The organism is Pseudorhodoplanes sp. (assembly GCF_059499825.1).
Genome location: NZ_JCABZI010000022.1, coordinates 1 through 13965 on the forward strand (window position 1 = coordinate 1; position 13965 = coordinate 13965).

Here is a 13965-nt window from a genome sequence, read left to right on the forward strand (position 1 = left end):
CAAGATCCAGCCCGGCGACAAGATGGCCGGCCGTCACGGCAACAAGGGCGTGGTGTCGAAGATCGTTCCGGTCGAGGACATGCCGTTCCTTGAAGACGGCACACATGCCGACATCGTGCTCAATCCGCTCGGCGTGCCGAGCCGCATGAATGTCGGTCAGATCCTCGAGACCCATCTCGGTTGGGCCTGCGCCGGCCTTGGCAAACGTATCGGTCAGGCAGTCGATGCGTATTATTCGAAGCAGGACACCAAGCCGCTGAAGGAGACCCTCAAGAAGGTCTATGGCGACGACGAGACCATCAAGTCACTCGACGACAAGGGCCTGGTCGAACTTGGTAACAACCTGCGCCCCGGCGTTCCGATCGCAACCCCGGTCTTCGACGGGGCCAAGGAGAAGGACATCGAGGACATGCTCGATCTGGCAGGTCTCGATCACTCCGGCCAGGTGGTGCTGCATGACGGCCGCACCGGCGATCAATTCGATCGCAAGGTGACCGTCGGCTACATCTACATGCTGAAGCTGCATCACCTTGTGGACGACAAGATCCACGCCCGTTCGATCGGCCCGTACTCACTCGTCACCCAGCAGCCGCTGGGCGGCAAGGCGCAGTTCGGCGGCCAGCGTTTCGGCGAAATGGAGGTGTGGGCGCTCGAAGCCTATGGCGCCGCCTACACGCTGCAGGAAATGCTGACAGTGAAGTCCGACGACGTGGCTGGCCGTACCAAGGTGTACGAGGCGATCGTCCGCGGCGACGACACGTTCGAGGCGGGCATTCCGGAAAGCTTCAACGTGCTGGTCAAGGAAATGCGTTCGCTCGGCCTCAATGTCGACCTGCACAATTCGAAGGTGCAGCGTCCGACGGATCTGCCCGAGGCGGCGGAGTAATTCGCAAACGAGACGGGACGGCGAGGGCGCCGTCCCGGGTCCATTGGCGAAACGATTTACGGCCGCGGGCGCTGAGCCAAAATTCAGCCGAAGGCCGAGGAGAACACGATGAACCAAGAAATCATGAATCTGTTCAGCCCGCAGGTGCCGGCTCAGGTCTTCGACCAGATCCGCATCTCGATCGCGTCGCCTGAGAAGATTCAGTCCTGGTCCTACGGCGAGATCAAGAAGCCGGAGACCATCAACTACCGGACCTTCAAGCCGGAGCGCGACGGTTTGTTCTGCGCGCGCATCTTTGGCCCGATCAAGGATTACGAGTGCTTGTGCGGCAAGTACAAGCGCATGAAGTACAAGGGCATCATCTGCGAGAAGTGCTCGGTCGAGGTCACGCTGTCGCGCGTGCGTCGCGAGCGCATGGGCCATATCGAGCTGGCGGCCCCGGTTGCTCACATTTGGTTCCTGAAGTCGCTCCCGAGCCGCATCGGCATGTTGCTCGACATGACGCTGAAAGATCTCGAGCGCATCCTGTATTTCGAATATTACGTGGTGCTGGAGCCGGGTCTCACCCCACTGCAGGATCGTCAGCTGCTGTCCGAAGAGGATTACCTCAAGGCGCAGGACGAGTACGGCCAGGACTCATTCACTGCCATGATCGGCGCGGAAGCGATCCGCGAGATGCTGAAGGCGCTCGACCTGACCAAGCTGCAGGCCGATCTGCGCGCCGAGATCGCCAACACCGACAGCGAGATCAAGAAGAAGAAGTTCGCCAAGCGCGTGAAGCTGATCGAGGCCTTCATCGAGTCTGGCAACAAGCCGGAATGGATGATCCTGACGCATGTGCCGGTGATCCCGCCGGACCTGCGCCCGCTGGTGCCGCTGGATGGCGGACGTTTTGCGACGTCCGACCTCAACGACCTGTATCGCCGCGTCATCAACCGCAACAACCGCCTGAAGCGGCTGATCGAGCTGCGCCGCCGCGGCCGCGTCATCACCGGCGCCAACAAGCGTCCGCTGAAGTCGCTCGCTGACATGCTGAAGGGCAAGCAGGGCCGGTTCCGTCAGAACCTGCTCGGCAAGCGCGTCGACTATTCCGGCCGTTCGGTGATCGTGGTCGGTCCGGAATTAAAGCTGCATCAATGCGGCCTGCCGAAGAAGATGGCGCTCGAGCTGTTCAAGCCCTTCATCTATTCGCGGCTGGACGCCAAGGGTCTGTCGACCACCGTGAAGCAGGCGAAGAAGCTCGTCGAAAAGGAAAAGCCCGAAGTTTGGGATATCCTCGACGAGGTGATCCGCGAGCATCCGGTGATGCTGAACCGTGCGCCGACGCTGCATCGTCTCGGCATCCAGGCGTTCGAGCCGGTGCTGATCGAAGGCAAGGCCATTCAGCTTCATCCGCTGGTCTGCGCCGCCTTCAACGCCGACTTCGACGGCGACCAGATGGCCGTGCACGTTCCGCTGTCGCTTGAAGCGCAGCTGGAAGCGCGCGTGCTGATGATGTCGACCAACAACATCCTGCATCCGGCCAACGGTCAGCCGATCATCGTGCCGTCGCAGGATATCGTTCTCGGTCTCTACTACCTCTCGCTGATGCGCGACAACGAGCCCGGCCAGGGCAAGGTGTTCGGCAACATCGCCGAGGTCGAGCATGCGCTGTCGCAGAAGACGATCACGCTGCATTCCAAGATCAAGTATCGCTGGAACGGCCTCGGGCCGGACGGAGAGGCGACGCGGAAGGTCTACGATACGACGCCGGGACGCGTGATGCTCGGGCAGGTTCTGCCGAAGAGCAGGGTCGTCACCTTCGACGTCGTCAACAAGCTCATGACCAAGCGCGAAATCTCGAACATGATCGACACCGTCTACCGCCATTGCGGTCAGAAGGACACGGTCATCTTCTGCGATCGCATCATGGCGCTCGGCTTCTCGCATGCGTTCAAGGCCGGCATTTCGTTCGGCAAGGACGACATGGTGGTGCCCGAGGCGAAGTGGAAGATCGTCGACAAGACTCGCGAAGAGGCCAAGGATTTCGAGCAGCAGTACAATGACGGCCTGATCACCCAGGGCGAGAAGTACAACAAGGTGGTCGACGCCTGGTCGAAATGCACCGAGGCGATCGCCGCCGAGATGATGACCGAAATCTCGACCACCAAGAAGGACGCCAAGTCCGGTCGCGAGCTGCCGATCAATTCGATCTACATGATGGCGCATTCCGGAGCGCGCGGTTCGCCCGCCCAGATGCGTCAGCTCGCCGGCATGCGCGGACTGATGGCCAAGCCTGACGGCTCCATCATCGAGACCCCGATCGTCTCGAACTTCAAGGAAGGCCTGACCGTGATGGAGTACTTCAACTCCACCCACGGCGCCCGCAAGGGTCTGGCCGACACCGCGCTGAAGACCGCGAACTCCGGTTACCTGACCCGCCGTCTCGTCGACGTGGCGCAGGACTGCATCATCACGTCGTATGATTGCGGAACCGAAGCCGGCATCAAGGTGCGCGCGATCATCGACGCGGGCACGGTCGTGGCATCGCTCGGCATCCGGATTCTCGGCCGCACCACGGCAGAGGACGTGAAGGATCCGGCGACCGGCAATGTGATCGTGAAGAACGGCACGCTGCTCGGCGAAGCCGAGGTTGATCAGATCACCAAGGCGAATGTGCAGGAAGTGCGCATCCGCTCGGTGCTGACCTGCGAACTGGCCAACGGTGTCTGCGGCGCCTGCTACGGACGCGATCTGGCACGTGGCACGCCGGTCAATATGGGCGAAGCTGTCGGCGTGATCGCCGCTCAGTCGATCGGCGAACCGGGCACCCAGCTCACCATGCGCACCTTCCACATCGGCGGTGCGGCGCAGATCAACGAGCAGTCGTTCATCGAGTCGAATTTCGATGGCACCGTCCGTCTGAAGATGAAGGACAAGCTGGCCAACGCCGTCACCAAGAATTCGGAAGGCGCGTTGATCGTGATGAGCCGCAACGTCACCCTCGCGGTGGTCGATGCGGATGGCACCGAGCGGGCGACCCATCGTCTGCCGTTCGGCGCGCGGTTGCGCGTCAACGAGGGCGACAAGGTCACGCGCGGCCAGCGGATGGCAGAGTGGGATCCCTATACCCGCCCGATCATCACCGAGGTCGACGGTTTTGCCGAACTCGAGGATCTGGTCGAAGGCCAGTCGGTCGCGGAGACCCAGGACGAGTCCACCGGCATCACCAAGCGCGTGGTGACCGATTGGCGCACGTCCCAGCGTGCCGCGGACCTGCGTCCGGCGATCGCGATCAAGGACAAGGAGGGCAAGATTCTCAAGCTCGCCCGCGGCGGCGAGGCGCGCTATCCGCTCGCCATCGACGCCATCCTGTCGGTCGACCAGGGCGCTCCGGTTTATGCCGGCGACGTCATCGCCCGTATCCCGACCGAAAGCGCCAAGACCCGCGACATCACCGGCGGTCTGCCGCGGGTGGCGGAGCTGTTCGAGGCCCGGCGTCCGAAGGAAGCGGCGGTCATCGCCGAAATCTCCGGCACGATCCGGTTCGGCCGCGACTACAAGAACAAGCGCCGCATCTCGATCGAGCCGGCCGACACCGAGGTGGAGGCGGTCGAATATCTGATCCCGAAAGGCAAGCACATCCATCTGCAGGATGGCGACCTGATCGAGAAGGGCGACTCCATCGTCGAGGGCAACCCGGCTCCGCACGACATTCTGGCGATCAAGGGCGTCGAGGAACTCGCCGCTTACCTGGTCAACGAAATCCAGGAGGTCTACCGGCTGCAGGGCGTGGGCATCAACGACAAGCACATCGAGGTGATTGTCCGTCAGATGCTGCAGAAGGTGGAGATCGACGACGCGGGCGAGACCGACCTGATCCAGGGCGAGCAGCTCGACCGTGTCGAGATGGACCAGATCAACGAGAAGGCGGTGGAGCAGGGCAAGAAGCCGGCGAGCGGACATCCGGTTCTGCTCGGCATCACCAAGGCCTCGCTCCAGACCCGGTCGTTCATCTCGGCGGCGTCGTTCCAGGAGACCACGCGCGTGCTCACCGAGGCTGCCGTCAACGGCAAGTCCGACACGCTCGACGGGCTCAAGGAAAACGTCATTGTCGGACGGCTGATCCCGGCCGGTACCGGCGCCATGATGAGCTCGCTGCGCGAGATCGCGACCAAGCGCGACACCCTCATCCTCGATGAGCGCGCCAAGGAGGCGGCGGCCCGTTCCGCCGCAGCCCCGGCGGCGCTGCCGGAGCCGGCAGCGGAATAGTCGCGAGCAGAAGTCTCGAGAACTGAAGAAAAGGCCGCTGAGAAGCGGCCTTTTCTCTTTGATCTGCCCGCTTCGGCGCGGTCGAGTCAGTCGGATCGAGCTCGCGCCGGATCGCAGGCGACTTGGCTCGGTTCCCTTAAGGACGCTGAGCTACGGCAGCAACGATACGACCATCACCCGCACCGAACTCGGCGCGCGCATGGAGCATTCGATCGCACTGCAAGCGGCATTGCTGACGCTGCGCGGCCGTGCGGCCTGGGCCCACGACGAGGGCAATGACGGCGCGGTGTCGGCGACCTTTGCGTCGCTGCCGGGGTTGACCTTCACCATCAATGGCGCTGCGCCGGCGCGCGACCTAGCGCTGGTCAGTGCTGGCGCAGACCTGAGGCTCGCAAATAATGTGAGTCTCGGCGGCTCGTTCGAGGGCGAGTTTTCCAGCACCACCCGTGGCTACGGCGGGAAATGTCACATCCGCTACGTCTGGTGACGTGTGGGCCGGTGGCCGATTCAGGCGGAGACGATTCGCGTTCTGGCCAGGCGGCGTCTGCAGAGGGCAGGCAGACTCAATCCGCCGGTACCATATAGCCGTTCGTGTGCGCGGAACCTGACGATGCGACGCGAGTTGCGGTGCTATGATAGGGTCACGACCCCTCGTTGGAACTGTTTGACCGAAGTTCGGGCTGATCGGCGATTTCACGCTGCCGGGCGGCGGTAATTCCGGCGATGCCGTCAGGCTTCGGGCGCCGGAGATGAACTGCCCGAAAGGCCCGGAAAATCTGGACTTCTTTGCTTGACTTCACCCCCCATGGCCGATACACACGCGCCACTTTCGGCAGGCGGTGAGTTTCGCCTCGTCGGCACGGCATCCCGAAGGCAGCATCTAAGTCATTGAGTTGAAAAGCTCTTTTGACGCGCTGCGGACGGCGACCCAAAGCCTCGACGAATGATTCTCAAACGCTGCCGCTGACGGCAAGAAGCCAGTTGGAAAGGTCATGACCGCGAGGCGATGAGCTTCGTGGTCCTCTGCATCGCGAAGCGCCAATCCGCAAAAGCCGGAGCGGATGGCGTGGTTTCGTTTTGCGCGTGGAAACGTGCGTTCCGGCGAGGGGCCATCTGGATGGCGGTCCCGACGGTGAGGATGAAGGCTTAAATCGGATGCCGACGATCAATCAATTGATCCGCAAAGGCCGGGTCAAACCGACCTACCGCAACACGGTGCCGGCTCTGCAGGCCTCGCCGCAAAAGCGCGGCGTGTGCACGCGTGTATATACGACGACCCCGAAGAAGCCGAACTCGGCGCTTCGCAAGGTCGCCAAGGTGCGCCTGACCAATCAGTTCGAGGTGATCGGCTACATTCCGGGCGAGGGCCACAACCTGCAGGAACACTCGGTTGTGATGATCCGCGGCGGCCGCGTGAAGGATCTGCCGGGTGTTCGCTATCACATCGTCCGCGGCGTGCTCGACACGCAGGGCGTGAAGAACCGCAAGCAGCGCCGGTCCAAGTACGGCGCGAAACGGCCGAAGTGAGGTAGCGCGTCATGTCCCGTCGTCACTCTGCCGAGAAGCGCGAGATCAATCCGGATCCGAAGTTCGGCAATCTCATTGTTTCCAAGTTCATGAATTCGCTGATGTATGACGGCAAGAAGTCGGCCGCCGAGCGGATCGTCTATGGCGCCTTCGACATCATCGAGGGCAAGACCAAGTCCAATCCGCTGCAGGTCTTCCAGCAGGCGCTGGACAACGTCATGCCGTCGATCGAAGTGCGCTCGCGGCGCGTCGGTGGCGCGACCTATCAGGTGCCGGTTGAAGTGCGTTCGACCCGCCGTCAGGCGCTCGGCATTCGCTGGCTGATTTCCGCCGCGCGCGATCGCAACGAAAAGACGATGATGGACCGGCTCTCCGCTGAGCTGCTCGACGCATCGAATAACCGGGGGAATGCAGTCAAGAAGCGCGAAGACGTGCATCGCATGGCGGAAGCCAACCGCGCCTTCTCGCATTACCGCTGGTAAAGGACGTCCAATGCCCCGTCTCCACAAGATCGAGGACTACCGCAATTTCGGCATCATGGCTCACATCGATGCCGGGAAGACGACGACCACCGAGCGGATTCTCTATTACACCGGCAAAAGCCACAAGATCGGCGAGGTGCATGAAGGCGCCGCGACGATGGACTGGATGGAGCAGGAGCAGGAGCGCGGCATCACCATTACGTCGGCTGCGACGACCGCGTTCTGGAACGGCAAGCGCCTGAACATCATCGACACCCCGGGCCACGTGGACTTCACCATCGAGGTGGAGCGCTCGTTGCGCGTGCTCGACGGCGCGGTCGTTGTGCTCGACGGCAACCAGGGCGTGGAGCCGCAGACCGAGACCGTCTGGCGCCAGGGCGACAAGTATCGCGTCCCGCGCATCGTGTTCGCCAACAAGATGGACAAGATCGGCGCCGACTTCTTCAAGTGTCTCGATGACATCGTGAAGCGTCTGGGCGCGAAGCCGGTCGCCATTCAGCTGCCGATCGGCGCTGAGAGCCAGTTCAAGGGCATCATCGACTTGGTGCGCATGAAGGGCGTGATCTGGGAAGACGAGGCGCTCGGTGCCAATTTCAAGGACATCGACATTCCCGCCGACATGCTCGACCAGGCGAAGGAATATCGCGAGAAGATGATCGAGGCCGCCGTCGAACTCGACGACGACGCGCTGACGGCGTTTCTCGATGGTGTTGAGCCCGACGAAGCAACGCTGAAGCGCCTGCTGCGCAAGGCGGTGCTGAGCGGCGCGTTCTATCCGGTTCTTTGTGGCTCGGCGTTTAAGAACAAGGGCGTGCAGCCGCTGCTTGACGCGGTCGTGGATTATCTGCCGTCGCCGATCGACGTTCCCGCCATCAAGGGAGTCGATGACAAGGGCAACGAGCTGGTGCGCAAGCCCGACGACAGCGAGCCGATGTCGCTGCTCGCCTTCAAGATCATGGACGATCCGTTCGTCGGCACCATCACCTTCTGCCGCATCTATTCGGGCATCCTTCAGAGCGGCACGGGCGTCGTCAATTCGACCCGTGAGCGTAAGGAGCGGGTGGGCCGCATGCTGCTGATGCATGCGAACAACCGTGAAGACATCAAGGAAGCCTATGCCGGCGACATCGTTGCGCTGGCCGGTCTGAAGGAGACCCGCACCGGCGACACGCTGTGCGATCCGGACAAGCCGGTCATTCTCGAGAAGATGGAATTCCCGGAGCCGGTGATCGAGATCGCGATCGAGCCGAAGTCGAAGGCCGATCAGGAAAAGCTCGGCGTCGCGCTGGCGAAGCTCGCTGCCGAGGATCCGTCCTTCCGCGTGTCGACCGACACCGAAAGCGGCCAGACCATCCTGAAGGGGATGGGCGAACTGCATCTCGACATCAAGGTCGACATCCTGAAGCGGACCTACAAGGTCGACGCCAATATCGGCGCACCGCAGGTGGCGTTCCGTGAGCGCATCACCAAGCCGGCGGAAGTCGACTACACCCACAAGAAGCAGACCGGCGGTACCGGCCAGTTCGCGCGGGTGAAGTTCATCGTCGAGCCGAACGAGCCGGGTAAGGGCTTCGAGTTCGAGAGCAAGATCGTGGGCGGTTCGGTGCCGAAGGAATACATCCCCGGCGTCGAAAAGGGCCTCAACAGCGTGCTGGGTGCGGGTGTCGTTGCAGGCTTCCCGGTGGTCGACGTCAAGGTTCAGCTTGTCGACGGCGCCTTCCACGAAGTCGATTCGTCGGCGCTCGCCTTCGAAATCGCCTCGCGCGCGGCGTTCCGTGAAGCCCTGCAGAAGGGCAAGTCAGTCCTGCTCGAGCCGATCATGAAGGTCGAGGTGGTGACGCCGGAGGATTACACCGGCTCCGTCATCGGCGACCTGAATTCCCGGCGCGGGCAGATCCAGGGCCAGGACATGCGCGGCAACGCCAACGTCATCAACGCAATGGTCCCGCTGATGAACATGTTCGGTTACGTGAACACCCTGCGCTCGATGTCTCAGGGGCGCGCGACCTTCACGATGCAGTTCGACCATTACGCCGAAGCGCCGCGAAACGTTTCGGAAGAGGTCCAGAAGAAATTCGCGTAATCCGCAACTAAGACCAACCGTCGGAAAGACCCGGAAGGGAGTGTTCTATGGCTAAAGAGAAATTCAACCGCAGCAAGCCGCATTGCAATATCGGCACCATCGGTCACGTCGACCATGGCAAGACGTCGCTGACGGCTGCGATCACCAAGATTCTGGCCGAGACCGGCGGCGCAACGTTCACCGCCTACGACCAGATCGACAAGGCGCCGGAAGAGAAGGCGCGCGGCATCACCATCTCGACCGCTCACGTTGAGTACGAGACGGCCAACCGCCACTATGCGCACGTCGACTGCCCCGGCCACGCTGACTATGTGAAGAACATGATCACCGGCGCTGCCCAGATGGACGGCGCGATCCTGGTTGTGTCGGCTGCCGACGGCCCAATGCCCCAGACCCGCGAGCACATCCTGCTGGCGCGTCAGGTCGGCGTTCCGGCGCTGGTCGTGTTCCTGAACAAGGTCGACATGGTCGACGATCCGGAGCTGCTCGAGCTGGTCGAGCTCGAGGTGCGCGAACTGCTCTCGAAGTACCAGTTCCCGGGCGACAAGATTCCGATCATCAAGGGCTCCGCCCTGATGGCGCTGGAAGACAAGGATCCGAAGCTCGGCAAGGAAGCCGTCCTCGAACTGATGAAGGCGGTGGACGAGTACATTCCGCAGCCGGAGCGTCCGATCGACCAGCCGTTCCTGATGCCGGTTGAAGACGTGTTCTCGATCTCGGGCCGCGGCACTGTCTGCACCGGCCGTGTCGAGCGCGGCATCGTGAAGGTCGGGGAGGAAGTCGAGATCGTCGGTCTGAAGCCGACCACCAAGACGACCGTCACCGGCGTCGAAATGTTCCGCAAGCTGCTCGACCAGGGCCAGGCTGGCGACAACATCGGCGCGCTGCTGCGCGGCACCAAGCGCGAGGAAGTCGAGCGCGGTCAGGTGCTCTGCAAGCCGGGTTCGGTGAAGCCGCACACCAAGTTCAAGGCCGAGGCCTACATCCTCACCAAGGACGAGGGTGGCCGCCACACGCCGTTCATGACCAACTATCGTCCGCAATTCTATTTCCGGACGACCGACGTGACCGGCATCGTGCATCTGCCGGAAGGCACCGAAATGGTGATCCCGGGCGACACCGTGAACATGGAAGTTCACCTGATCGTGCCGATCGCCATGGAAGAGAAGCTGCGTTTCGCGATCCGCGAGGGTGGCCGCACCGTCGGCGCCGGCGTCGTCGTGAGCATCATCGAGTAAGCGAACAGAGACATAGCGGGTAGCGCGGACAACCTGTCGCTACCCGCTCTCACTGTTCGCGTTCACCAGTCGCGGTTGCGATCAAGAAAGACTGACAATGAACGGCCAGAATATCCGGATCCGGCTCAAGGCTTTCGATCATCGAATCCTCGATGCGTCGACGCGCGAGATCGTCAACACCGCCAAGCGCACGGGTGCGCAGGTGCGTGGACCGATTCCGCTGCCGACCAAGATCGAGAAGTTCACGGTGAACCGCTCGCCCCATATCGACAAGAAGAGCCGTGAACAGTTCGAGATGCGCACTCACAAGCGCCTCCTCGATATCGTCGATCCGACGCCCCAGACGGTGGACGCGCTGATGAAGCTCGACCTCGCCGCCGGTGTCGATGTCGAGATCAAGCTCTGAGCCGCTGGACGTAAGGAAGCAAAGCCATGCGCACCGGAGTGGTCGCACAGAAAGTCGGAATGACACGGGTCTTCACCGAGGCCGGCGAACATGTGCCGGTGACGGTGCTGAAACTCGCGGGCTGCCAGGTCATTGGTCATCGCACCAAGGACAAGAACGGCTATGTCGCGCTGCAACTCGGCGCCGGCAGCCGCAAGGTCAAGAACGTGTCGAAGGCCGAGCGCGGCAATTTTGCCATTGCCAAGGTCGAGCCGAAGCACACGATCGTGGAATTCCGCGTCAGCGACGACGGCATGATCCCGGTCGGCGCGGAAATCACCGCTGATCATTTCGTCGTCGGCCAGTTCGTCGACGTCACCGGCACCACCATCGGCAAGGGCTTTGCCGGCGGCATGAAGCGCTGGAATTTCGGCGGTCTCCGCGCCACCCACGGCGTGTCGATCTCGCACCGTTCGATCGGTTCGACCGGCGGCCGTCAGGATCCGGGCAAGACCTTCAAGAACAAGAAGATGCCGGGTCATCTCGGTGTCGAGCGCGTCACCACGCTCAATCTCAAGGTGGTGCAGACCGATATCGAGCGCGGCCTCATCCTGGTCGAGGGCGCAGTCCCCGGTCACAAGGGCGGCTGGATCACGGTGCGTGATGCTGTGAAGAAGGCGCTTCCGAAGGACGTGCCGCAGCCGGGCAAGTTCCGCGAGGCCGGCGCATCCAATGGTGCTGCCGACAAGCCGGCTGAGAGCGCGGCTGAGCCCGCTCCCGAAGCCGAGACGAAAGAGGGCGCATAATGGAACTCAAGATGCTCTCGCTTGACGGCGGCGAAGCCGGCAACGTAACGCTGAACAAGGACATTTTCGGCCTGCAGCCGCGTCCCGATCTCATCCATCGTTGCGTGGTGTGGCAGCTTGCCAAGCGCCGTGCCGGCACCCATGCGGTGAAGAACCGCGCGGACATCGCCCGTACCGGCAAGAAGCTGGCTGCGCAGAAGGGCACCGGCGGCGCGCGCCACGGTTCGCATCGCGTGAACCTGTTCCGCGGCGGCGGCCGGTCGTTCGGTCCGGTTGTACGCAGCCACGAGATCGGCCTGCCGAAGAAGGTGCGGTCCCTGGCGCTGCGTCACGCCTTGTCGGCCAAGGCCAAGGACGGCGGCATCGTGGTGCTGAACGAGGCCAAGCTTCAGGAAGGCAAGACCAAGCTCCTGACCGAGCGTTTCGCCAAGCTCGACATCAAGAATGCGCTGATCATCGACGGGGCGGAGATCGATACGAATTTCCGCAACGCCGCCCGCAATATTCCGCATGTGGACGTGCTGCCGATCGCCGGCATCAACGTCTACGACATTCTGCGCCACGGAAAGCTCGTGCTGACCAAGGCCGCTCTCGATGCGCTGGAGGCTCGTTTCAAATGAGCACGAAAGACCCGCGGCATTACGACGTGATCCTGTCGCCGGTGATCACCGAAAAGTCCACCAACGCGTCCGAGTTCAACAAGGTCGTGTTCAAGGTGCGCATCAACGCGACCAAGCCGCAGATCAAGGACGCGGTCGAGAAGCTGTTCGATGTGAAGGTCAAGGGCGTCAACACGATTGTCCGCAAGGGCAAGGTGAAGGCGTTCAAGGGCGTGATCGGAACCCAGTCGAATACCAAGCGCGCGGTCGTGACCCTGGAAGAAGGTCACCGCATCGACGTGACGACGGGCCTCTGAGGAATTCGGCAAGGAACGCGCTATGGCACTGAAGAAATACAAGCCGACCACGCCGGGCCAGCGCCAGTTGGTGCTGGTTGATCGCTCCGCGCTCTACAAGGGTGCGCCGGTCAAGTCGCTGACCGAAGGCAAGCCGGGCACCGGCGGCCGCAACAATAACGGCCGTATCACCACACGCTTCCGTGGCGGCGGTCACAAGAAGTCGTTCCGGATCGTCGATTTCAAGCGTCGCAAGTTCGATGCGCCGGCGAAGGTCGAGCGGCTGGAATACGATCCGAACCGCACCGCCTTTATCGCGCTGGTGAAGTACGAGGACGGCGAACTCGCCTACATCCTGGCGCCGCAGCGTCTGGCGGTCGGCGATACGGTCGTCGCCGGCGAGCATGTCGACGTGAAGCCGGGCAATGCGATGCCTGCCGGCAACATTCCGGTCGGCACCATCGTGCACAATATCGAGCTGAAGATCGGGAAGGGCGGACAGATCGCCCGTTCGGCCGGCTCCTATGCGCAGATCGTCGGCCGTGACGGCGAATACGTGATCCTGCGTCTGAATTCCGGCGAGCAGCGCCTGGTGCATGGCCGCTGCATGGCCACCATGGGTGCGGTTTCCAACCCGGACCACATGAACACGTCGATGGGCAAGGCCGGTCGTACCCGCTGGCTCGGCCGTCGTCCGCACAACCGCGGTGTCTCGATGAACCCGGTCGATCACCCGCATGGCGGCGGCGAAGGCCGCACCTCGGGCGGCCGTCATCCGGTCAGCCCCTGGGGCTTTCCGACCAAGGGCAAGAAGACCCGAAAGAACAAGTCCACCACCAAGTTCATCATTTCGAGCCGCCACGCTCGGAAGAAGAAGCGATAAGGAACGATCGTTATGGCGCGTTCGGTCTGGAAGGGTCCATTCGTCGACGGCTATCTGCTGAAGAAGGCAGATAAGGCGCGAGGGTCGGGACGGCACGAGGTCATCAAGATCTGGAGCCGCCGCTCGACCATCCTGCCGCAATTCGTGGGCCTGACCTTCGGTGTCTATAACGGCCAAAAGCATGTGCCGGTGCAGGTGTCCGAGGAAATGGTTGGCCACAAGTTCGGCGAGTTTTCGCCCACCCGCACGTTTCACGGTCATGCGTCCGACCGTAAGGCGAAGCGCGCGTAAGAATTGAGAGGGTTGAAGTCATGGGCAAACCGGCGCGCGAGCGTACGCTCCCCGACAACGAGGCTAAGGCGATTGCCCGCAATATCCGGATATCGCCGCAGAAGCTGAATCTGGTTGCGCAGCTCATTCGCGGCAAGAAGGTCGCAATGGCGCTCAACGATTTGCAGTTTTCGCGCAAGCGGATCGCGGTCGACGTCAAGAAGTGCCTGGAATCGGCTATCGCCAATGCCGAGAACAA

14 protein-coding genes are annotated in these 13965 nt (G+C 62.3%); all 14 read left to right on the forward strand.

All coding sequences use genetic code 11. The features are described from left to right. Positions 1-886: DNA-directed RNA polymerase subunit beta (locus tag AC5I5I_RS25940; protein WP_495978073.1), on the forward strand; the 886-nt coding region annotated here is incomplete at its 5' end. 108 nt (positions 887-994) lie between these two features. Then, a complete protein-coding gene (locus AC5I5I_RS25945; protein ID WP_495978075.1) occupies positions 995-5137 on the forward strand; it encodes a DNA-directed RNA polymerase subunit beta' in 4143 nt (1380 codons plus the stop codon). A 58-nt stretch (positions 5138-5195) separates the two neighbouring features. Beyond that, the gene (locus AC5I5I_RS25950; RefSeq protein WP_495978077.1) at positions 5196-5624 is read left to right on the forward strand and encodes an autotransporter outer membrane beta-barrel domain-containing protein; all 429 of its coding nucleotides are present in this window, start codon (positions 5196-5198) and stop codon (positions 5622-5624) included. A 668-nt stretch (positions 5625-6292) separates the two neighbouring features. Next, the gene (gene rpsL / locus AC5I5I_RS25955; RefSeq protein WP_495978079.1) at positions 6293-6664 is read left to right on the forward strand and encodes a 30S ribosomal protein S12; all 372 of its coding nucleotides are present in this window, start codon (positions 6293-6295) and stop codon (positions 6662-6664) included. 11 nt (positions 6665-6675) lie between these two features. Then, positions 6676-7146: a 30S ribosomal protein S7 gene (rpsG, locus tag AC5I5I_RS25960; RefSeq protein ID WP_325703756.1), complete on the forward strand. Its 471-nt coding sequence runs from the start codon at positions 6676-6678 to the stop codon at positions 7144-7146. A 10-nt stretch (positions 7147-7156) separates the two neighbouring features. After that, complete coding sequence (gene fusA / locus AC5I5I_RS25965) at positions 7157-9229, forward strand: elongation factor G (RefSeq protein ID WP_495978082.1); 2073 nt, start codon at positions 7157-7159, stop codon at positions 9227-9229. Positions 9230-9276: 47 nt separating this feature from the next. Next, positions 9277-10467, forward strand: coding sequence for an elongation factor Tu (gene tuf / locus AC5I5I_RS25970; protein ID WP_495978084.1), 1191 nt, complete (start codon positions 9277-9279; stop codon positions 10465-10467). A 97-nt stretch (positions 10468-10564) separates the two neighbouring features. Next, positions 10565-10873 carry a 30S ribosomal protein S10 gene (rpsJ, locus tag AC5I5I_RS25975; protein WP_086089732.1) on the forward strand — a complete coding sequence of 103 codons (309 nt, stop codon included), beginning with the start codon at positions 10565-10567 and terminating at the stop codon, positions 10871-10873. Between the two features lie 26 nt (positions 10874-10899). Further along, the gene (rplC, locus tag AC5I5I_RS25980; protein ID WP_495978087.1) at positions 10900-11658 is read left to right on the forward strand and encodes a 50S ribosomal protein L3; all 759 of its coding nucleotides are present in this window, start codon (positions 10900-10902) and stop codon (positions 11656-11658) included. Next, positions 11658-12278 carry a 50S ribosomal protein L4 gene (rplD, locus tag AC5I5I_RS25985; protein ID WP_495978089.1) on the forward strand — a complete coding sequence of 207 codons (621 nt, stop codon included), beginning with the start codon at positions 11658-11660 and terminating at the stop codon, positions 12276-12278. The genes rplC and rplD overlap by 1 nt, the downstream gene beginning before the upstream one ends. Next, the gene (locus AC5I5I_RS25990; RefSeq protein WP_495978091.1) at positions 12275-12574 is read left to right on the forward strand and encodes a 50S ribosomal protein L23; all 300 of its coding nucleotides are present in this window, start codon (positions 12275-12277) and stop codon (positions 12572-12574) included. The genes rplD and AC5I5I_RS25990 overlap by 4 nt, the downstream gene beginning before the upstream one ends. A gap of 22 nt (positions 12575-12596) precedes the next feature. Beyond that, positions 12597-13436 (forward strand): 50S ribosomal protein L2, encoded by an 840-nt coding sequence (rplB, locus tag AC5I5I_RS25995; RefSeq protein WP_495978093.1) that lies wholly within the window; start codon positions 12597-12599, stop codon positions 13434-13436. Positions 13437-13448: 12 nt separating this feature from the next. Further along, positions 13449-13727 carry a 30S ribosomal protein S19 gene (gene rpsS / locus AC5I5I_RS26000; protein WP_495978095.1) on the forward strand — a complete coding sequence of 93 codons (279 nt, stop codon included), beginning with the start codon at positions 13449-13451 and terminating at the stop codon, positions 13725-13727. Between the two features lie 20 nt (positions 13728-13747). Further along, on the forward strand, positions 13748-13965 hold a 218-nt coding region (locus tag AC5I5I_RS26005; protein ID WP_495978097.1), incomplete at its 3' end, for a large ribosomal subunit protein uL22.

Coding starts and splice junctions, on each gene's coding strand:
- rplC (WP_495978087.1), top strand. CDS start 10,900: ATGCGCACCGGAGTGGTCGCACAGAAAGTCGGAATGACACGGGTCTTC.
- rpsJ (WP_086089732.1), top strand. CDS start 10,565: ATGAACGGCCAGAATATCCGGATCCGGCTCAAGGCTTTCGATCATCGA.
- AC5I5I_RS25945 (WP_495978075.1), top strand. CDS start 995: ATGAACCAAGAAATCATGAATCTGTTCAGCCCGCAGGTGCCGGCTCAG.
- tuf (WP_495978084.1), top strand. CDS start 9,277: ATGGCTAAAGAGAAATTCAACCGCAGCAAGCCGCATTGCAATATCGGC.
- fusA (WP_495978082.1), top strand. CDS start 7,157: ATGCCCCGTCTCCACAAGATCGAGGACTACCGCAATTTCGGCATCATG.
- rpsG (WP_325703756.1), top strand. CDS start 6,676: ATGTCCCGTCGTCACTCTGCCGAGAAGCGCGAGATCAATCCGGATCCG.
- rpsL (WP_495978079.1), top strand. CDS start 6,293: ATGCCGACGATCAATCAATTGATCCGCAAAGGCCGGGTCAAACCGACC.
- rpsS (WP_495978095.1), top strand. CDS start 13,449: ATGGCGCGTTCGGTCTGGAAGGGTCCATTCGTCGACGGCTATCTGCTG.
- rplB (WP_495978093.1), top strand. CDS start 12,597: ATGGCACTGAAGAAATACAAGCCGACCACGCCGGGCCAGCGCCAGTTG.
- AC5I5I_RS25990 (WP_495978091.1), top strand. CDS start 12,275: ATGAGCACGAAAGACCCGCGGCATTACGACGTGATCCTGTCGCCGGTG.
- rplD (WP_495978089.1), top strand. CDS start 11,658: ATGGAACTCAAGATGCTCTCGCTTGACGGCGGCGAAGCCGGCAACGTA.